General features: G+C 74.6%; 12 protein-coding genes and 1 pseudogene. 2 read left to right on the forward strand and 11 right to left on the reverse strand.

Translation table 11 applies throughout. The features are described from left to right. From AB5J73_RS39610 to AB5J73_RS39660, 11 genes and pseudogenes are all read right to left on the reverse strand, one after another. On the reverse strand, window positions 1-1,212 hold the full coding sequence (locus tag AB5J73_RS39610) for an MFS transporter (RefSeq protein ID WP_370964017.1): 1,212 nt from the start codon (window positions 1,210-1,212) through the stop codon (window positions 1-3). 19 nt (window positions 1,213-1,231) lie between these two features. Next, entirely contained in the window at window positions 1,232-2,401 is a 1,170-nt protein-coding gene (locus tag AB5J73_RS39615) for a cytochrome P450 (RefSeq protein ID WP_370964019.1), read from the reverse strand. Between the two features lie 180 nt (window positions 2,402-2,581). After that, on the reverse strand, window positions 2,582-3,343 hold the full coding sequence (locus tag AB5J73_RS39620) for a thioesterase II family protein (RefSeq protein ID WP_370964021.1): 762 nt from the start codon (window positions 3,341-3,343) through the stop codon (window positions 2,582-2,584). After that, the gene (locus AB5J73_RS39625; RefSeq protein ID WP_370964023.1) at window positions 3,340-3,606 is read right to left on the reverse strand and encodes a phosphopantetheine-binding protein; all 267 of its coding nucleotides are present in this window, start codon (window positions 3,604-3,606) and stop codon (window positions 3,340-3,342) included. Before AB5J73_RS39625 ends, AB5J73_RS39620 begins: the two co-directional genes overlap by 4 nt. 1 nt (window position 3,607) lies before the next feature. Further along, on the reverse strand, window positions 3,608-3,802 hold the full coding sequence (locus AB5J73_RS39630; RefSeq protein ID WP_370964025.1) for an MbtH family protein: 195 nt from the start codon (window positions 3,800-3,802) through the stop codon (window positions 3,608-3,610). Window positions 3,803-3,817: 15 nt separating this feature from the next. Beyond that, window positions 3,818-8,137 carry an amino acid adenylation domain-containing protein gene (locus AB5J73_RS39635; RefSeq protein ID WP_370964027.1) on the reverse strand — a complete coding sequence of 1,440 codons (4,320 nt, stop codon included), beginning with the start codon at window positions 8,135-8,137 and terminating at the stop codon, window positions 3,818-3,820. Beyond that, on the reverse strand, window positions 8,134-12,744 hold the full coding sequence (locus AB5J73_RS39640; RefSeq protein ID WP_370964029.1) for an amino acid adenylation domain-containing protein: 4,611 nt from the start codon (window positions 12,742-12,744) through the stop codon (window positions 8,134-8,136). Before AB5J73_RS39640 ends, AB5J73_RS39635 begins: the two co-directional genes overlap by 4 nt. A 106-nt stretch (window positions 12,745-12,850) precedes the next feature. Continuing rightward, window positions 12,851-14,098: a glutamate synthase-related protein gene (locus AB5J73_RS39645; RefSeq protein ID WP_370964031.1), complete on the reverse strand. Its 1,248-nt coding sequence runs from the start codon at window positions 14,096-14,098 to the stop codon at window positions 12,851-12,853. After that, on the reverse strand, window positions 14,095-15,090 hold the full coding sequence (locus AB5J73_RS39650; RefSeq protein WP_370973465.1) for an asparagine synthetase A: 996 nt from the start codon (window positions 15,088-15,090) through the stop codon (window positions 14,095-14,097). The genes AB5J73_RS39645 and AB5J73_RS39650 overlap by 4 nt, the downstream gene beginning before the upstream one ends. Before the next feature lie 144 nt (window positions 15,091-15,234). Beyond that, window positions 15,235-16,353, reverse strand: a pseudogene (locus AB5J73_RS39655) (methylaspartate mutase); the annotation flags it as partial. After that, a complete protein-coding gene (locus AB5J73_RS39660; protein ID WP_370964033.1) occupies window positions 16,350-16,772 on the reverse strand; it encodes a cobalamin B12-binding domain-containing protein in 423 nt (140 codons plus the stop codon). The pseudogene AB5J73_RS39655 and the gene AB5J73_RS39660, both read right to left, overlap by 4 nt. A 205-nt stretch (window positions 16,773-16,977) precedes the next feature. Here AB5J73_RS39660 and AB5J73_RS39665 point away from each other — a divergent pair, with 205 nt between their 5' ends. Together AB5J73_RS39665 and AB5J73_RS39670 are read left to right on the forward strand one after the other, a co-directional pair. Next, on the forward strand, window positions 16,978-18,000 hold the full coding sequence (locus tag AB5J73_RS39665; protein WP_370964035.1) for a TauD/TfdA family dioxygenase: 1,023 nt from the start codon (window positions 16,978-16,980) through the stop codon (window positions 17,998-18,000). Further along, window positions 18,000-19,652, forward strand: a complete 1,653-nt coding sequence (locus AB5J73_RS39670) for an amino acid adenylation domain-containing protein (protein ID WP_370964037.1) — start codon at window positions 18,000-18,002, stop codon at window positions 19,650-19,652. Before AB5J73_RS39665 ends, AB5J73_RS39670 begins: the two co-directional genes overlap by 1 nt.

Below are 19,652 nucleotides of genomic sequence, written 5' to 3' on the forward strand. Positions count from 1 at the left end.
TCACTCGGGCAGGCGCAGGGCCCGGGCCGCGGCCACCGGCCCGCCGAAGGCGAGCAGGGCGCTGCAGATCCAGGCGACGACGGGGGTGGTGAAACTGGCGATGGCGCCGGAAACCGCGTAGGCCAGTGGCGCGCAGCCGATGCCGGACAGCGAAACCATCGACATGGCGACGCCGAGCCGGTCGCTGGGCGCGGCCTGCTGGTAGAGCGTCACGGCGGCCGGGCCGTTCTGGCCGGAGCACACACCGAGCGCGACGGCCATCGCGGCCATCGCGGGCAGCGACGTCACCAGGACCATGCCCAGGAGCAGGACGGCGATGCCGATCCCGCTGCCGACGAGCCGCACCGAGATCGGCACCCGCTCGCCGAGCAGCGCGCCGAGCCCGGCGGACACCAGCGCGCCGGCGGCCCAGCAGGCGATGAGGAGACCGACGGCGGAGACCGCCCAGCCGCGTTCGATGACCACTTCGGGCAGGCCCGGGTTCATCGGCCAGGCGAACGCGAAGTCCAGGCACAGCCCGGAAAGGAACAGCAGCCGCAGCCGCCGGTCGGCGCGCAGGAGCTTGAGGCCGTCGCCCGAACGCCGCCACAGCGGGACGTTCGACACCGTCCTCGGCGCGTCGATCGCCTTCGTCGCCGGGGCCAGGCACGCGAGGGAGACCACGCAGCCCCCGCAGACGACGGCCAGCGCGACGCCGAGGTGCCCGGTCGCGACCAGCCAGGCCCCGAACGGCGAGCCGAGGATCGGGGCGAACCGCGCCACCATGGTGCGGACCGAGTTCGCCGTGCTGAGCCGTTCCTTCGGGACCATGCGCGGCATGAGCGTGCCGAAGGACGGCGAGCCGAGGCCCAGCATCGCGCCTTCCAGCGCGGCCACGACGACCAGCAGCGGCACCGACTGCGCGGACAGCGCGACGACGACCGAGACGGCCAGCACGGCGATGCGCACCGACGTCGTCCGCAGCAGGACCGAGCGCGGGCCGAAGGCGTCGCAGATCACCCCGCCGAAGATCATCGCCAGCGCCCGGGGAACCGACTCGGCCAGCGTCACCCAGGTGACCGCGGCCGTCCCGCCGAGCTGGGCGGCGGCCCAGACGGCGGCGATGAAGAACACCTGGTCGCCGATCAGGGAGACGCCCTGACCGGTGAGCAGCAGCCCGACCCGGCCCCAGGGCGCGGTCGGCCGGGCTTCGTGCACCGGAGCTTGTGTCATGACTGGTGTCCGTTCGCGCTCAGCGGGCCCGCAGGCGCACCGGGAGGTGGTCGAAGCCGAAGTTGATGATCGACCGGTTGTGCACCGGTTCGCCGTCGAGCTCGAGCTCGGCGACCTGGTCGAGCAGGGCGGCGTAGACGGCCTTGAGCTCGGCCTTCGCCAGCGGCGCGCCGACGCAGTAGTGCGCGCCCACCCCGAGGGCGAGGTGCCGGTTCGGCGACCGGTCGAGCACGAGCTCGCGGGGCCGGTCGAAGACGTCGGGGTCGTGGTCGGCCGACCACGTCCAGACGGCGACCTTGTCCCCGGCGTCGATGACGTGCCCGCCCAGCTCGGTCCTCGTCGTGGCGGTGCGCAGGACGTGGAGGCCGACGGAGGTGTAGCGGAGCAGTTCGTCGGTGGCGAGGTCGAGATCGGCGGTCTTGAGCCGGTGCCAGGCGCCGGAGTGGTTCAGCAGCGCCCAGACGCTCATGGCGGCGGTGTGGCGCACGGTCTGCACCCCGCCGACGACGATGTTGTCGAGGTTGAGGACGACGTCCTCGATGGGCAGGAGCCGGTTCTTGATCCGGTGGGTGGCGAGGGTGCTGATGAGGTCGTCGCCCGGGTTCTTGCGCCGCTGCGCGACCTTTTCGACGAGGTAGGGCAGCAGCTTCTGGTGCCCGGCCCGCCGCGCGTCCGGCGTCTGCGCGAGGAAGGCTTCGTCGCAGACGGCGACGACGAGGTCGCGGTCGTCGCCGGGGATGCCGAGCAGGTCGCACATGACGACGAGCGGGACAGTGGCCAGAACGTCCACCAGGTCGACTTTTTCCTGCTCGACCGCGGATTTGATGACGTCCGCGGCGAGTTCGGTGATGCGTTCGGCGGTGCCGCGGACGCCCTTGGGCGAGAAGTACGGGAGGACGGGCGCGCGGAGTTCGCGGTGGCGGGGACCGTCGGAGAGCGCCATCATCTTGCCGGCGCCGGCCGGGGTGCCGCCGGTACCGAGGAGCGAGCCGCCGGTGGAGCTGAAGGTGACGGCGTCGGTGAGCACGCGGGAGCCGAGGTGGTAGCCGAGAACGGACCAGACGGGACCGTCGAGCGCGGTTTCGGTCCGGTGGACGGGAGTGCGGGCCCGGAGGTCGGCGACGATCTCGTCGACATCGGGCCGGGCCCACAGGTCGGGGTCGGTGAGATCGACGGTGGCGGTGGACACGGTTGCCTCCTCGGGCGGGTGAGCGGTGGCCTCTCGGCGCGGGGTTTCGCGTGGGGTCCGGCGTAGGGTGGTCCTGGCCGCCGAAAGGTCTTGAATGAGTCATTCAGGACCCCCGGTGACCTGAATGACTCATTCAGGACACCGCGAGCCGGGCGGGTGGGCGGCTTGCGGTGGTGCACGTCAGGCCCGGGCCGGCCCACCCGCGTGCAAGGCGCGCAGCAGCGTCGCCGGGCCGGTCGTCAGCGGAGTGGCCAGCAGGTGGCCGCCCGGCTCGGTCGACGTCGTGAAGGGGCCCGTCGTCGCGGCCGCCCACCCCGCCGTCACCGACGGCGGGAGAGCTTCGTCCCGCTCGCCGGTCACCGCGTGGATCGCGAACGTCGCCGGCTCCCCGTGGGGGCGGTAGCTGCGGCAGACCGCCAGGTCCGTCCGGATCGTCGCCACCGCCAGTTCGCGGATCGCGGGGTCGTCCGGCAGCGCCCCGGCCAGGCCGCACCGCTCCAGCAGTTCCGACGCACGTTGCCCGGTCGGCGGGATCGAGCCCGGCCACGCGGCGGGCGGGGGTGCGCACGCCGGGACCACGATCCTCGGCCGGTGCCCGGCGGGCAGGGCGCGGGCGACCTCGTACGCCAGCAGCCCGCCGAAGCTCTGGCCGTAGAACAGCGATCCCGGCCGCAAGTGCGGGAGGAGCCCTTCGACGACCGACGTCACCAGCGCGGCGAAGCTCCCCGGCATCACGTCGGTGAAGCGGCCGCCGCGCGCGGGGAGGCGGATCGCCCGGACCTCCAGGGCCGGGGCCAGTGCCGCCGCCAAGCCGGCGAACGCCGTGACGTCGCCGCCCGCGTGCGGGAAGCACACCGCCTGCGGGGTCCCGGCGGCCAGCGGGTACGGGCGGTAGCACCAGTCCCCCGCGATCGCCGGTCGCGGGCCGGCCGCCACGGTCACCGGGTCCCCCGGCGGCCGATCAGCGCGACCGCCGGGCGGGACGGCGCCTCCCGGGCCGCCGCGACCGTCTCGACGAACTCGGCCAACGTCGCCGACGCCATCAGATCGCGCAGCGACAGATCGACCGAAAATTCGTCCCGCACGCGGTACACCACCCGCAACGCGGTCAGCGAATGCCCGCCCAGCTCGAAAAACCCGTCTTCCGGGCCGACCCGGTCGACGCCCAGCTCCTCGGCCCAGACCGCCGCTATCGTCGCCAGCACCTCAGACCCCGAGCGCGACGCGCAGGCTCTTCGGGCGGATGTCGGTCCACGTCTCGTCGACCCACGCCACGCACTCCTCGCGGCTGCCGCTCTTGCCCGCCGGCTGCCAGCCCGCCGGTACCGGCAGCTCGGCCGGCCAGATCGAATACTGCTCCTCGTCGTTGACGACGACCGTGAAGTCCTTGAACGCGTCCACAGTGGATTCCTTTCCTCAGATCAGCTGACGGTGTCCCGCGACCAGCGCGGCGAGTTCTTCGGCATAAGCGGTCACGTAGGCCTCGGCGACGTCGTCCGGGACCAGCGACCGGAGGTGGTCCACGGCCAGCAGGATCCGGCCCGACGCCGGGTCCTGCACCAGGGCGACGCCGAGGGCGAAGTTGGTCGGCTCGTAGCGCATGTCCGGCTCGCAGCCGATCCGGTCGTCGACGATGCTCGTCGCCGAGCCCGCGAGCCGGCCCAGTGCGTGGAACCGCAGGAACGCGAAACACGCTTCGAGCCGCGGGCCGGCCATCATCCGGGCCAGCCGGGCGAACGGGACCCGGCGGTGCGGCAGCAGCTCGACCTCGGCCTCGTGCACCGCGCGCACGAGATCCGGCTCCGACGCGGTCACCACCAGCGGGACCGTGTTGAGGAACAGCCCGTACGCCTCCGTGCCGCTGCGTTCCTCCAGCCGGCCGTTCACCGAGAGCCCCGTGGTGACCCGGTCGCGGCCGGTGATCCGGGACAGCGCCCGGACGTGCGCGGCCAGCGCGGCCGCCTTCACCGGGACGCCTGCCGCGGCCGCGATCGCCTCGAGCTGGGCCGGGGCCTCCGGCAGGACCCGCTCCAGCGTGCGCGGGATCTCCGCCGTCGCCGCCTCGGAGCCGGCACCGGACGACCAGAGCGCGCCGTCCGCGTCGCGAAGCCGGGAACGCCAGAACCGCTCGCTCTCCGGCGAAGCCGACGCGGCTCGCTCGGCGGCCACGAAGTCGCGGAACGTCGACGCGGGCGGCGGCGCGAGCGGGGTGTCCGGCGACGCGTGCCGCTCCAGGATCTCGGTGAGCAACGAGGTGAAGCTCCAGCCGTCCAGGATCGAGTGGTGCTCCGCGATGGTCAGCTGGAAGGCGTCGTCGGCGAGCCGTTGCGCGACGACGCGGAACAGCGGCGCGGAACGCAAGTCGAAGCGCATCGCACAGCAGGCGTCGAAGACCGAAGCGACGGCCGAACGCTGCTCGGCGAAGGGAAGACCGCGCAGGTCCGCAGTGGACACCGGCGCCGGTGCCGAGGCGTGCACGAGCTGCATGGGCTCGCGGTGGCCGATCACGTCGAACGTCGTCCGCAGCACGGGGTGCCGGGAGATGACGCCGGCGACCGCCGCGTGCAGGGCGTCCTCGTCGAGGCGCCCGGCGACCCGGTAGCTGTTGACGTTGTGGTAGCCACCGGCGTCGCCGGACAGCTCCATGTGGTAGATCATCCCGAGCTGCATCGCGGCCATCGGGTAGGCGTCGACGACGTCCGCGGGCAGCTTCGCCAGGTCCTCTTCGGACAGTCCGGCGAACGGCCGCGCGGCCGGGACGTCGACGGCACCCGGCTTCAGCAGCGGCGCCAGGGCCGCCGGGGTGGGCGCCGCGAACAGGTCCGGCAGCGTGAGCGTCCAGCCGCGGTCCCGCAGCTTGCCCGCCAGGTGCACCGCGCGGATGGAGTCGCCGCCGAGGTGGAAGAAGTTGTCGTGCGCGCCCGCCCCGGTGACACCGAGGACGTCGGCGTACAGCTCGGTGAGCAGCCGCTCCCCCGGGGTGCGCGGCTCGGCGTGCTGCCGCGTCGGGCGGGGCGCGGCGGGTGCCGGCAGGGCCGCCCGGTCCAGCTTGCCGTTCACCGTCACGGGCAGCCGGTCGAGGACGGTCACCGTCGCCGGGATCATGTGCTCCGGCAACGACGTGGCCAGGAACGACCGCGCGTCGGCGTACTCCAGGGTTCCGACGACGTAGGCCGCCAGCCGGTCGTCGTGCACGGTGACCGCGCACGCGCCGACCGCGGGGTGCGTCCCCAGCGCGTGCTCGATCTCGCCGAGCTCGATGCGGAAGCCGCGGACCTTGACCTGGCTGTCGCACCGGCCGACGTACTCCAGGCCACCGCCGGCGAGCCGCCGGGCGACGTCGCCGGTGCGGTAGAGCCTCGCTCCCGGGGAAGCCGAGAACGGGTCCGGCAGGAACCGCCGCGCGGTGAGCCCCGCTCGCCCCCAGTAGCCGTGGGCGAGCGCGCCGCCGCCGATGTACAGCTCGCCCGGCACGCCCACCGGGCACGGCCGCAGCCACTCGTCGAGCACGTGGGCGCTCAGGTGCGGCAGCGGCGCGCCGATCAGGCTCCGCTCGAACCCCGCCGGTCCGGTGACGTCGTGCGTGGTGACGTGCACGGTGGTCTCGGTGATGCCGTACAGGTTGCACAGCGGCGCGGACAGCCCGAGCGCGAACCACCGGCGCACGACCGCCGGGTCCAGCGCCTCACCGCCGAGCATGACCTGCCGCAGGGCGGGCAACGCGGGCCCGGTGCGGAGGGCGGCTTCGAGCTGGCGCAGCGCCGACGGCGTCTGGCACAGCTGCGTGACACCCTCCGCCGCGAGCAGCGCGGCGAAGGCCTCCGGCGACCGGCTGGTCAGGTAGGGCACGACGACCAGGCGGCCGCCGTGGTGCAGCGGCCCCCACAGCTCCCAGACCGTCCAGTCGAAGGCGTAGCTGTGGAACAGCGTCCACACGTCGGTCTCGCGGAACGCGAAGTGCGCGCGCCCGGATTCCATCAGCCGCCCGGCGTGCTCGTGGGCCACGGCGACGCCCTTGGGCCGGCCCGTCGAGCCGGAGGTGAAGATCAGGTAGGCCAGGTCACCGGGGCGGACCGGTACGCGCGGCCGGTCCGCGGGGTAGGCCGAGACGTCCTGCCCGACGTCGAACACCGGCCCCGCGGTGTCCTGGTCGGTGACGACCAGCCGCACCCCGGTGTCGCCGAAGACGAACGCCGCACGGTCGTCCGGGGCGGCCGGGTCCACCGGCACGTAGGCGGCGCCGGCCTTCAGGACGGCCAGGATCGCGGTGACGATCGCCTCGCTCCGGTCCAGCAGCAGGCCGACCCGGTCGCCGGGGCGGACCCCGGCCGCGATCAGGGCGTGTGCGAGCCGGTTGGCCCGCCGGTCCAGCTCGGCGTAGGTCACGCTCTCGCCGTCGAAGGTCACGGCGGGCCGGCCGGGGAACCGGTCCACGGCGTCTTCGAAGGACTCGTGCAGGCACCGGGGCTCGGCGGTGGTGACGGAAGCGGGCCACGCCGGCTCCAGCTCGACTCTCCACAGTAGACCGTCCGGTTCGGACAGCACGGCGGCCAGCAGGGTGCGCCACTGCCCGGTCAGCCGGTCGATCGTCGCGGCGTCGAACAGGCTGGTGCGGTACTCGACCTCCCCGCGCAGCTCGCCGTCGTCGAAGGTCGACCAGGTGAGGTCGAACTTGCTGGTGCCGTTGTGGTGCACCCGCCGGGTCGCGGTGAGCGGCCCGAACCGCAGCGGCTCGGCCTCCTCCGCGTGCGCCCCGAACACGACCTGCACCAGCGGCGCGTGCCGGGCCGAGCGCTCGAGGCCCAGCGCGTCGACCACGACGTCGAACGGCACGTCCAGGCAGGCGTAGGCGTCGAACGCGGTGTCGCGCACGTGCGCCACGAGGTCGCGGAAGCTCGCCGCGCGGTCGACGCGCAGCCGCAGCGGCAGGATGTTGACGAAGTAGCCGATCAGGTCGGCCAGCTCCGGCCGGTCCCGCGTGGTCACCGGGGTGCCGACGACCAGGTCGGCCGCGCCGGTGCAGCGGTTCAGCAGCGCGGCGAACGCGGCCAGCTGCACGACGAACGGCGTCGCGTCCAGTTCGGCGGCCAGCGCACCGATCCGCGCGGCCAGGCCGGCCGGGAGCGCGAACTCGCGGGTGTCGCCGTCGAAGTCCTGCCGTGCGGGCGCCTCCCGGTCGGCCGGCACCTCGAGGCGCGTGGGCGCACCGGCCAGCTGCTCCCGCCAGTACGCCAGCGGTTCGTCGCAGGGCTCGGCTCCGGTCGCGTAGTCGGCGTACTGGGTGGTCAGCTCGGGCAGCACGGGCGCCCGGCCTTCGACGGCCGCGGTGTAGAGCTCCGCCAGCTCCCGCTCGAACACCCCGGACGACCAGCCGTCCCAGACGATGTGGTGCACGACGAGGACCAGTGTCACCGGATCCACCAGGGCCGCCCGCAGCACCGGGCCGGTTTCGAGGTCGAACCCGGTGGTGAGGTCGGGAGCGCCGCGGTGCAGCGGGATCCGGACGTGGTCGTGGACCGTCTGCAGTGGACCGTCCGGGCCCGCCGAGAACGTCGTGCGCAGGACTTCGTGCCGCCGGACGATCCCGTCGATGGCGCCTTCGAGCACGTCCGGGTCGACCGGCCCGTCGAAGGTGAACACCCACGGCACGGTGTAGGCGGCGGAGCCGGGGTTCCAGCGGTCGAGGAACCACAACCCGCACTGGAGCCCGGAAACCGGGGCGGTGCGGCCGGTCATGCCCGCACCTCCAGCCGCCGGGCCAGCGCACGGACGGTCCGGGAGGCGAACACCAGCCGCGGCGCGACCCGGGTGCCGGTCTCGGTGGACAGGCGCAGTGCCACGCGGACCGCGGCCAGCGAGTTGCCGCCGAGCCGGAAGAAGCTGTCGTCGACGCCCACCGCGTCGATCCCGAGCACCTCGGCCCACACGGCCGACACCAGCCGTTCGGCCTCGGTGGCGGCGGGGTCCGCCGGCACCGCGGCCACGACGCCGTCCGGGTCGGGCAGCCCGGACCGGTCGAGCTTCCCGTTGGCGGTCAGCGGAAGCGCGTCGAGGGCGGTGACGCTCGCCGGGATCATGTAGTCCGGCAGCAGCGTGGCGAGGTGGTCGCAGACGTCCTGGTAACCGGGGGCGGCGGCGCGGGCGACGACGTAGGCCGCGAGCCCGTCGCCGTGCGCGACCACGGCGCAGTCCCTGACCCCGGCGTGCCGCGCCAGCGCGGCGGCGACTTCGCCGGGCTCGACCCGGAAGCCGCGGATCTTCACCTGGTCGTCGGCGCGGCCGGTGATGGTGAGCAGGCCGTCCGGGGTGCGGCCGCCGACGTCGCCCGTGCGGTACATCCGCGAGCCCGGCGGGCCGAGCGGGTCGGGCAGGAACCGGTCGGCGGTCAGGCCCGGCTGCCCGACGTAGCCGAGGGCCAGCCCGGCCCCGGTCGCGTAGAGCTCGCCTTCGGCCGACGGCCGGAAGTGGTCGTCGAGCACCCGGACGTCCTTGTGCGCGACCGGCACGCCGATGGGGATGGCGGCCGCGGTCACGTCCGCGGCGCCGACGACGTGGCAGGTGGTGAAGCCCATGCTCTCGACCGGGCCGTAGCCGTTGACGATCCGCACGTGCGGGTAGCGCTCGCGCAGCCGGGCCACGTGGGCGACCGAGGCGCGCTCGCCGCCGGTGAACACCACGCGCAGGCCGGCGAAGATCGCCGGGAACTCGTCGACGAGGAAGTTGAACAGGGTGGCCGACAGCTGCAGCTGCGTGACGCCGTGCCGGGCGACGAGCGCGGTCATCGTCTCCGGGTCCGGGCGCTGGCCGGGGTGCAGCACGCAGGTGCCGCCGAAGAGCAGCGGGCCGTAGACCTCCAGGCCGAAGGCGTCCCAGGACACCGGCGAGCACTGCAACCACACCTCACCGGGCGCGAAGAGCGCGTAGTCCTGGTCCAGGTAGGTCCCGGCGAGGGCGCGGTGCGACGCCGCCACGCCCTTCGGCCGGCCGGTGGAGCCGGACGTGAACATCACGCACGCCACCGCGTCGACCTCGACGGCGACGCCGAGGTCGTCCCCGGGGCCGTCGGCGGCCGCGACGAACGCGCGGTCCACGACCAGCCTCGCCCCGGACGCCGCGATCGCGTCCGCCCGCCGGGCTTCGGGCAGCTCCGGGTCCAGCAGCGTGTAGCCCGCGCCCGCCTTGAGGACGCCGAGCAGGGCCACGACCAGGTCGGTGTCCCGCTCGATCAGCACGGCGGCGACCGCGCCTTCGGTCACGCCGTGGGCGCGCAGGCGGCGGGCGACGCGGTTGGCCCGCGCGTTCAGCTCCGCGTAGCTCAGCTCGTCGTCGCCGGAGACGAGGGCGACGGCGTCCGGGCTCAGCGCGGCCTGCCGCTCGAACAGCTCGTGCACGGGGAGGACGGCGGTCTCGGTCGCTTCGGGCCGCACGAACTCGTCCGGCTCGGTGACCAGCTCGGTCACCGCCGTCAGCCAGGCTTCGCCCAGCGCGGTCAGCGTCGCGGCCTCGAACAGGTCGGTGTCGTACTCGATCCGGCCGCCGAAGCCGGTGCCGTCGTCCTCGACCGACCACGACAGGTCGAACCGGGACAGCTCGTTGACGTGCAGCCGCCGCGAGAGCCGGGCTTCGCCGTAGGGCAGCGGGTCCGGGTCGGCGGTGTGCATCTCGAAGACCAGCTGGAACAACGGGTTCCGGTCGCCGGAGCGCTCCCCCAGCACCCGGCCGGTGATCTCCTCCAGCGGTACGTCCTGGTGGCGGTAGCCGTCGAGGGCGACGCCGCGGACGTGGTCGAGCACGTCCCGCCGGGTCGCCCCGGCCTCGACGCGGAACCGCAGCGGGAGGAGCGTGATGAAGTAGCCGATGAGGGCGTCGAGCTCCGGCCGTTCGCGGACGCTGACCGGAGTGCCGACGACGAGGTCGGCGGCGCCGCCGGTCCGGTGCACCGCGAGCACCAGCCCGGCCAGCAGCACCATGAACGGAGTCGCGTCGGCTTCCTGCGCGAATTCGCGGACCGCGGCGGCGAGACCGGCGTCGAGCGCGAAGCGGTGGTAGCCGCACAGGTGCGCGGGTTCGGCGGGCCGCGGGTGGTCGGGAACGACGGCCGGGCGGTCCGGCAAGCCGCGCAGGTGCTCGGCCCAGAAGCCGAGCTGCCGCTCGGCGATCCCGGTGTCCTGCAACCAGTTCGCGTAATCGGCGTACTGGACGGCGAGGCCGGGCAGCCGCGGCTCGCGGCCTTCGACGAGCGCGGTGTAGCACTCGCGCAGCTCCCGGTCGAGCACGGCGAGGGAGCCTTCGTCCCAGACGATGTGGTGGAAGACGAGGACGAGGGTCGCGGTCGCCGCCGACGTCCGGACCAGCCGGGCGCGCAGCAGCGGCCCGGTCGTGAGGTCGAACGGCGTGCGGGCGTCGGCCGCGATCAGGCCGGCCGGGTCAGCCGCCTCGGTGACCTTGAACGGGACGTCGAGGTGCGGGTGGATCACCTGGCGCGGCAGGGTTCCGGTGACCTCGAACGTCGTGCGCAGCGCCTCGTGGCGATCGACGACCCGCTGCAGCGCGGCGCCCAGGAGACCGGCGTCGAGCGGGCCGTCGAGGTCGAACACCCACGGCACGTTGTAGGTCGGCGTGCCCGGCTGCCAGGCGTCCAGCAGCCACAGCCCGCGCTGGAACCGGGAAAGCGGCGCGTCGGACGCCGGGGCGCGGACCGGGCCGGGGCGCTCGGCGCCGGCGTTGTCCTGCGTCGCGGCGGCGAAGCGCTCCAGGGTCGGCGCGTCGAAGATCTGGTACGGCGACACGGGTCCGAACACTTCGAGCACGCGGCCGGCCACCCGGACGGCGGTGAGCGAGTCCCCGCCGAGGTGGAAGAAGTTGTCGTCGAGGCCGACGCGCTCGACCCCCAGGACGTCCGCCCAGATCGCGGCGAGCAGCTGCTCGGCCGGGGTGCGCGGGGCGCGGTAGCCGGTTCCGGCGTGGGCCGGCTCCGGCAGGGCGGCGCGGTCGACCTTGCCCGCGGCGGTCAGCGGCAGCTGCGCCAGCGAAGTCAGGCTCGCCGGGATCAGGTGCTCCGGCAGGGACTTCGCCAGGAAGTCGCGGACTTCCGGGTACTCGAGCGGTTCGGCGGCGACGACGTACGCCGCCAGCCGGGTGCCGTTCGCGGCCTCGTGCGGCACGACCGCGCACGCGGTGACCGCGGGGTGCGCGGCCAGCGCGTTCTCGACCTCGCCGGGCTCGACGCGGAAGCCGCGGATCTTCACCTGGTCGTCGGCGCGGCCGAGGAACTCCAGCTCGCCGCCGCGAGTGCGGCGGGCACGGTCGCCGGTGCGGTACATCCGGGCTCCGGGCTCGGCCGAGAACGGGTCCGCGACGAACCGGGCGGCGGTGCGGCCGCCGTCGCCGAGGTACCCGGCGGCGAGGAGGGACCCGCCGAGGTACAGCTCGCCCTCGTCGACCGGCCGCAGGTGGTCGTCGAGCAGGTGCGCGACCCGGTCGCCGACCGGGGTGCCGACGGTGACCGGCCGCCCGGGCCGGACCTCGTGCACGGTCGAGGTGATCACCGTTTCGGTCGGGCCGTAGGCGTTGAACAGCCGGACGCCGGTCCGCTCGAGCCAGGTGGCGGCCGCGGCCGGGGAGAGCCGGTCGCTGCCGGAGATCATGGTCCGCAGCGTGGGCGGCACGGCCCGGCCGGCGGCCACCGACGCGACGAGGTCGTGGAAGTACCCGGCGGCGACGTTGGCGACGGTGACGTGCTCGGCTTCGAGCAGCTGCCAGAACTCTTCGGCGGACCGGAGCTTGGCTTCGGGGACAACCAGGCAGGCGCCGGCGGTCAGCGCGGTGGTGATCTGCTCGACGGCGACGTCCACAGTGGACCGCGCGAAGTGGAGGACGACGTCGTCGGAGCGGAGGTCGAAGCGAGCGGAGACGGCTTCGACGTGCGCGGCCAAGGCGCGGTGCCCGACGGCGACGGCCTTCGGCTCGCCCGTGGTGCCCGAGGTGTGGATGAGGTAGGCGAGCGGTTCGCCGTCGGCCGGTGCCGCGGGCTCACCGCCGCCGGGCCGCACCGCCCCGCCGTCCAGGACGAACCGCGCGCCGGCCCCCGTCAGCAGGCGCTCGGTGCGTTCGGCCGGCGCCGCCGGGTCCAGGGGCAGGTGCACCCCGCCCGCCCGCCAGACCGCGAGCAGGCCGGTGACCTGGTCGAACCGGTCTTCACTGCGTACCGCGACCACGTCACCCGGCCGGGCGCCCGCCGCCGTCAGCCTCTCGGCCGTGGTCGCGACCAGCTCCTCGAGCTCGCCGTAGGTGAGCGTCCGGGCCCCGCACCGCAAGGCCGGGCGGGTGGAATCGATCGTCACGGCCGGTTTTTCGTCCTGCACCGACATGCTGGGCTCACCCCGAACTGACCACAAAGGACGGACACGGAACCTGCTCGGGCGCGGGGACCGCGCCACTGGGGAAAAACTAAGCGGTGGGAACGGCTCCGACCGGCAGGTCGAGCGGCAGTTCCGCGGCGGCAGGAGCGGCAGGCCAGACGTCGTCGGCGGCGACGGCGTCCGGCCGGTACTTGCCCAGCGCGCTGATCAGCAGCCGCGTCTCCAGCGCCAGCGCCTCGACCAGCCGCACCAGTCCTCCGGCACGGTCTTCGTCGACGGCGACCAGCGCCGCCCGGCCGAGCGCTGCCGCGCGGACGCCGTGGGCCAGCGCCTTCACCACCCGGGTGCCCTCCCACATGCGCCCGCCCGCCAGCAGGCAGCCGTCCGGGCGGCCGATCCGGCGCAGGCACTCGGCGAGCGGGAGGCCGACGTGGCCGAGGAAGGCCGTGGGCGCCCAGCCCGTGCCGCCCTCGGCGCCGTCGACGGTGACCGCGTCCGCCCCGGCCGCCCACGCGACCCGGGCGGCTTCGGCGACGTCCCGGCCCGGCGGCAGCTTCACCCAGACCCGGGCCCGCGGGAAGTTGTTGCGCATCAGGCGGATCTGCTGCCGAAGGATCTCGGCGGTGAACGTGCCGGGACTGCCCGACCGCAGCTTCCGCTCCCCGCGGCCGAGCGCGGTGAGCGCGTACTGCCCGTCGACCCGGGCCGCCGCGGCCGCGTCGAGCAGGGTCATCCCGCCGAGTCCGGGCTTGGCGCCCTGCCCCACCTTCAGCTCGAACCCGAGCCGGCCGCCGTCGAGCAGCGCCGACGCGGCCGGGTCGCTGTAGACGAGGTTCCAGACTTCGGCGTCGGCGTCTTCGGTGCTCTGCTGCACCACGACACCGCCGAGCCCGTCCGGCACCTCCCCGGCGTACGCCCGGACGCGGGTGAGCAGGGCGTTCGCGTACCCGTTGACCGGTACGACGTTCTCGCCGAGCACCATCGGGATCCCGAGCCGCCCGGCTTGGCGTGACGCCGCCATCGCGAGCTCACCGCCGCCGAGCTGCGTCGACCCGAACGCCGAGAGGAACACCGGCAGCGGCGAGGCGAACCCGCCGATCGCGGTCGCCAGGTCGACGTCGGAGAACAGCGGTTCGCGGCCCAGCTCGATCAGCTTCTCCAGCCGCAGCGGCACGAACACCGGCGGCACCAGCCGCGCGCGGTCCAGTTCGTCGCCGTCCGGCGCGACCGCGCCGAACACCTCGCTGCCGTAGGCGGATTCGTCGGGGAACACCGCGGCGGCGCCCCGCGCGGCCCGGTCCCGGACCGCCGCCTCGGGGAAGCCGGCGGCCTTCACGGCGCCACCAGCCCGGGGACCTTCGGGTAGGCGTTGACCCGCCACACCGCGTCGAGGCCGGTGAGGAACCGGACCAGCCGTTCCAGCCCCAGCCCGAAGCCCGCGCTGGCCGGGATGCCGTCGCGGACCATGTCGAGGTACCAGCCGTACTTGGCCGGGTTCTCCCCGGTTTCGCGCATCCGCGTGACGATCCGCGCGTAGTCGGACTCGCGTTCACTGCCGCTGGCCAGCTCACCGAACCCGCCGGGCGCGAGGAGGTCGAAGTTGCGCAGGACCCCGGGCTCGCTGGTCGCTTCGCGGTCGTAGAAGCCGCGGGAGCCCTTGGGGTAGTCGTCGACGAAGAACGGCCGCTCGGCGGTCCGGGACAGCAGTTCCTCGCCTGCCCAGTCGATCTCCGCGTCCGGGCTCTGCGGGTGGCCGAGCTCGTGCAGCCGGGCGACGGCGGCGGCGTGCGTGGTGCGGCCGAACGCCCCGGACAGGACGCCGGCGAGGTCCGCGAGGTCCCGGCCGAGCCCGGTCAGCTCGCCGGGGACCGTCGCGAGGACGTGCTTCACGACGTGCGTCAGCAGCCGTTCGGCGACGTCCTGGGCCTGTGCCCGGCTCGCGCCCGCGACCTCGACGTCGATCTGGTGGAACTCGGCGAGGTGCCGCCGCGTCGAGCAGGTTTCCACCGGTTCCGCGCGGACGTTCGGCGCGATGTAGAAGATCTTGCCGAAGCCGAGCAGCGACGCCTGCTTGTACAGGATCCCGCTGGTCATCAGCTTGTAGCGGTGGCCGTAGTAGTCGACGTCGAGCTGCTTCGAGCCGCGGACGCCGGGGTCGGTGACCGGGCCGATCACCGGGGGCAGCAGCTCGGTGAACCCTTCGCCGCCCAGGAATTCCCGCACGGCGGCCAGCACCTGGTGCTGGACGCGCAGCGCGGCCCGGGTGACGGGTGAGGCGAGGTGCACGGGCAGCGGCGGTGGCAGCTGCCCATCGGGGGTGTCGGTCATGGCGCTCCTGTCGGCTCCGGCCCCGGCCCGGCCGGGCGGGGGCGTGTCGAACTTCCGTTCCACGTGCGAAAGCGCGGCCAGCAGCCCGGCCGAGCCGGTCCGGTGCGGCCGGGTACCGCGCGGCGGCGGGCCGATCGGCAGCCCGCCGGTGTCCGCCCACTGCAGGCGGCCGTCGCCGTCGAGGTAGCTGCGCACCCGGCCGGCGTTGTCCGGGTGCAGGCAGTACGGGATGTCGAGCAGGCCGCGGGCGAACGCCTCCGGCAGCGAACCGGTCGGGTCCTCGTCCAGGTCCAGCACGGCTTCGACCAGCGCGGCCGCCTCGGCGTGGATGCCGGTGTCCTCGGCGCCGGTCGCGGCCGGGGCCGCGGCGGCGGCGCGCGCGGCGAGTTCGAGCGCCTCGACGTTCTCCGCGACGGTCGGGATCCGGTGGGCTTCCGCGGCCGTCTTGACGATCAGCCGGGCCGCGCCGGAGCGCACCGCGAGCCGCGCCGCGGAGGTCAGCAGCCGGGCGGCCCCGGCGCGCGTCCGCGGGAAGACACCCATGTAGGCGTAGACCACGACGTGCCACTCGACGCCGGGCAGGTACCGCGCGGCCAGCAGCCGCAACGCCCGGACGGCTTCCTCGTCCTGCGCCGGGTCCGTCTGCTGCGCGTAGCTCAGCGAGACGCTGCGGATGCCCTGCCGGGCGAAGAAGATCGCTTCGAGGACGCTGATCGCGACCAGCATCCCCGGCGGGCAGAGCTGCCCGAGCATGCAGCCGCCGAAGGTTTCCACGTGCGCCGAGCCGCTCGCCGCGGTCAGCCGGGCGCAGGCGTCGGTCCAGTGCCGCACCGCCGTCCGCAACGGGGTGCGGCTGTAGGGCAGGCAGTAGGACACCGGCCCGCCCTCGGTCGCGTCCAGCCCGGCGGCGACCAGGGTGGCGACGATGTCCTGCGGGCGCGCCGAACCGTGCCGCACCTGGACCGGGAAGTCCGGCCCGAGCACGCCGTCCAGGACCCCGCGGGTCACCTCCGGGCCGTGCGTGACGAGCGGGAAGCCGTTGAGCGGCGCGCCTTCGGCCAGGGCACGGGCCGCCGTGACGAGGTCGCCGACGCGGGTGTAGCTGTCGATGGTCAGGGTGCCCACCGTGGTGGCCGCGGCGTCGCGGGTGCGGCGCAGGCCGGCCCGCATGTCCGCCGGCGCCGGGAAGCCCATCCGCGGCTGGACGACCAGCCGGCCCGCCGCGTGCTGCCGGGCGACGAACGTCCCGAACGGCACGCTCACGACGCCACCCGCACCGGCAGCCCGGCCAGGTAGCGGCGGAAGGCGGTGAGGTCGCCGTCGCCGAAGACGCGGTCGAAGCCCGCCGCCCGCAGCCGGGTCTCCGCCTCGGCGCCGCGGCTGCCGTCGACGCCCAGTTTGCCGCCGATCACCAGCGCCGCGCCCGGGAGCGCGGCACGCAGGCGCGGGGCCAGGCGGAGGCCGTCGGTGGCGCCGTGGCCGTTGACCGTGCTGAGCACCACCAGGTCCGGGTCGAGCCGCCGGCATTCGGCGACGGCGAGCTCGTCCGGCACGCACGCGCCGAGGTTCGTCACCGCGAAGCCGAGCTCTTCCAGCAGCAGCTGCAGGTAGACGAGGTTCCAGGTGTGCGCGTCGGAGGCCGTGCTGCTGACCACCGCGACCGGGCGAAGTTCCGAAGTCACGCCCCGAACCTAGGCGGGGCACCCCGCCCCGACCGGCAGTTGCGGCGGCAGGACGGCGGCGAGAACCCGGCGGCGCGGAAACTGCCGCCGCACTGCCGCACCGGCTGCCGCCGCCCGCGCCCGCCGCCGCCTAGCGTCGGGGCACGAGCGAACCCGGGTGGCTCCACTGTGGACGCCCGCGGCGGGTGCGGCGAAAGGACAAACGATGGGTTCCCTGGGCGTCAAAGAGTTCCTGCCGCTCGACTGGGTGGTCGAGCCCGGCGAGCCGGCGAGCGCCGAAGTGCGCGAGCTGACCGACCTCGACGCCGCCGTGGCGTGGCTCGCCGAGGCGGCGCCGTCGCTGCGGGCGGCGTTGCACCGCCACGGTGCGGTGCACCTGCGCGGCCTGCCGATCGGATGCGTCGAGGACTTCGGGCGCGTGCGCGACACGCTGATGCCGGCCCGCACGCCGTACCGCGAGAAGGCGACCCCGCGCAGCGACTTCGGCAACGGCGTCTTCTCCTCCACCGACCTCCCGGCCGCGCAGCGGATCCGGATGCACAACGAGAACAGCTACACGCTCACCTTCCCCGGGCTGCTGATGTTCTCCTGCCTGATCGCGCCGGCCGAGGGCGGGGCCACACCGGTCGCCGACGTCCGGAAGGTGCTGCGCGCGCTGCCGGCGGAGCTCGTGGCGAAGGTCCGCGCGCACGGCTGGCTGCTCGACCGCAGCTACTCCGAGCACATCTCGACCGACTGGCGGACCGCGTTCGCCGCGGCCACCCGCGAGGACGTCGAACGCTACTGCGCCGAGAACCTGATCTCGGCCCGCTGGCAGGCGGACGGGCACCTGCGGACCAGCCAGCTGCGGCCCGGGATCATCAGCCACCCGGTCACCGGCGAGGAGGTCTGGTTCAACCACCTGGCCTTCTGGAACGAGTGGTCGCTCGACGAAGAGCTGCGCGAGACGCTGATCGACGAGTTCGGCCGCGACGACCTCCCGTTCAACACCGCCATCGGCGACGGCAGCCCGCTGACCCGCGAGGAGATGGCCGCGCTCGACGCCGCCTACGACGCCGCGACCGTGCGCAAGCAGTGGCGGCCGGGCGACCTGCTGCTCGTCGACAACATCCTGAACACCCACGGCCGCGACCCGTTCCGCGGGGACCGCAAGATCGTCGTCGCGATGGGCGAACCCGTCGACGTGGCCGGCTGCGCGCCGACCGTCGCGCCGGCCGGAGCCCGCTGATGGCCGGCCTGCTCCCCCGCTTCCGAGACGCGGTCCGCCGCGCGCCCGAGCGGATCGCCGTGCGGGACACCGCGTCGGCGCTGACCTTCGCCGAGCTCGACCGCCGGACCGCGGCGCTGGCCGGCGCCCTGCGCGCGCACGGCGTCGGCCGCGGCGACCGCGTCGGGGTCGCCCTCGGCCGGGGTACCGACCTGGTGGTGGCCCTGCTCGCCGTCTGGCGCACCGGCGCCGCCTACGTCCCCCTCGACCCGGCCTACCCGGCCGACCGGCTGGCTTTCATGGCCGGTGACGCGGCGATCCGGGCCCTGGTGTCGGCGACGACGCCGGGCTGGCTCCCGGCGGGCGCGGTCGTCGTCGCGCCCGATGCCGACGGGCCTTCGGCAGCCGACACCGCCGGATCGGACCTCGATCCCGCCTACGTGATCTACACGTCCGGCTCGACCGGCCGTCCCAAGGGCGTCCCGGCGCACCACGGCGCGGTGGCCGCGCTCGTCGCCGCGCTGGAGCAGGCGGGCATGTACGCGGGCGAACCCCGGGTCGTCGCGTGGAACGCCAGCGTGTCCTTCGACGCCTCCGTGCAGCAGTGGGCCCGCGTCTGCCGCGGCGACACCGTCGTGGTCCTGGACGACGCGCACCGCACCGACCCGGCCGCGCTCGTCGCGTGGCTGGCCGACTGCGGGGTCACCGACCTCGACCTGACGCCGTCGCACTGGACGGCGCTGCGGGAGCACCTGCTCGACCGGCCGCTGCGGCTGTTCGTCGGCGGGGAGCCGATCCCGGAACCGATGTGGCGGGAACTGGCCGAAAGCCGGCTGGAGGCGCTGAACCTCTACGGCCCGACCGAGTCCACTGTGGACGCGACGGCGACGTGGATCACCGGCCCGGGCGGACCGCACATCGGCGTGCCGCTGGCCGGGATCCGGGCGCACGTCCTCGACGACGCCCTGCGGCCCGCGCCGTCGGGCGAGCTCTACCTGTCCGGGCCGCGGCTTTCGGCCGGCTACCTCGGCCGGCCGGGCCTGACCGCCGAGCGGTTCGTCCCCGACCCCTTCGGCCCGCCGGGTTCGCGGCGGTACCGGACCGGGGACGAAGTCCGCTGGAGCGACGGCGGCACGCTGGAGTTCACCGGGCGGCTCGACCGCCAGGTGAAGCTGCGCGGCCACCGGATCGAGCTCGGCGAGATCGAGGCGGTGCTGCGCGAGGCACCCGGCGTCGCCGCCGCGGCGGTCGTGGTGCGCGACGACCGGCTGATCGCCTACCACGTCGGCGGCGAGGACCCGCGCGCGACGGCGGAAAGGAAACTGCCGGAACACATGGTCCCGGCCGCGTTCGTCCGGCTCGAGTCGCTCCCGCGCACGCCGAACGGCAAGCTCGACACCGCCGCGCTGCCCGAACCGGAAACCGCGGGCGGCCCGGCCCCGAGCGGCCCGGTCGAGGAGCTGATCGCGGACGTCTGGGCGGAGGTCCTGGGCCGCGACGGCGTCGGCGCCGACGACGACTTCTTCGCCCTCGGCGGGCATTCCCTGGTCGCCCTGCGCGTGGTCGCCCGGCTGAAGAAGAACTTCGGCGTCCCGGTGTCCACCAAGGACGTCTACCGGCACCCCCGGCTGGCCGACCTCGCCAAGCACGTCTCGGCGCTCGCCACGAGCTGA

It is taken from the genome of Amycolatopsis sp. cg9, from assembly GCF_041346945.1.
In the GTDB taxonomy this organism is placed as follows: Bacteria; Actinomycetota; Actinomycetes; order Mycobacteriales; family Pseudonocardiaceae; genus Amycolatopsis.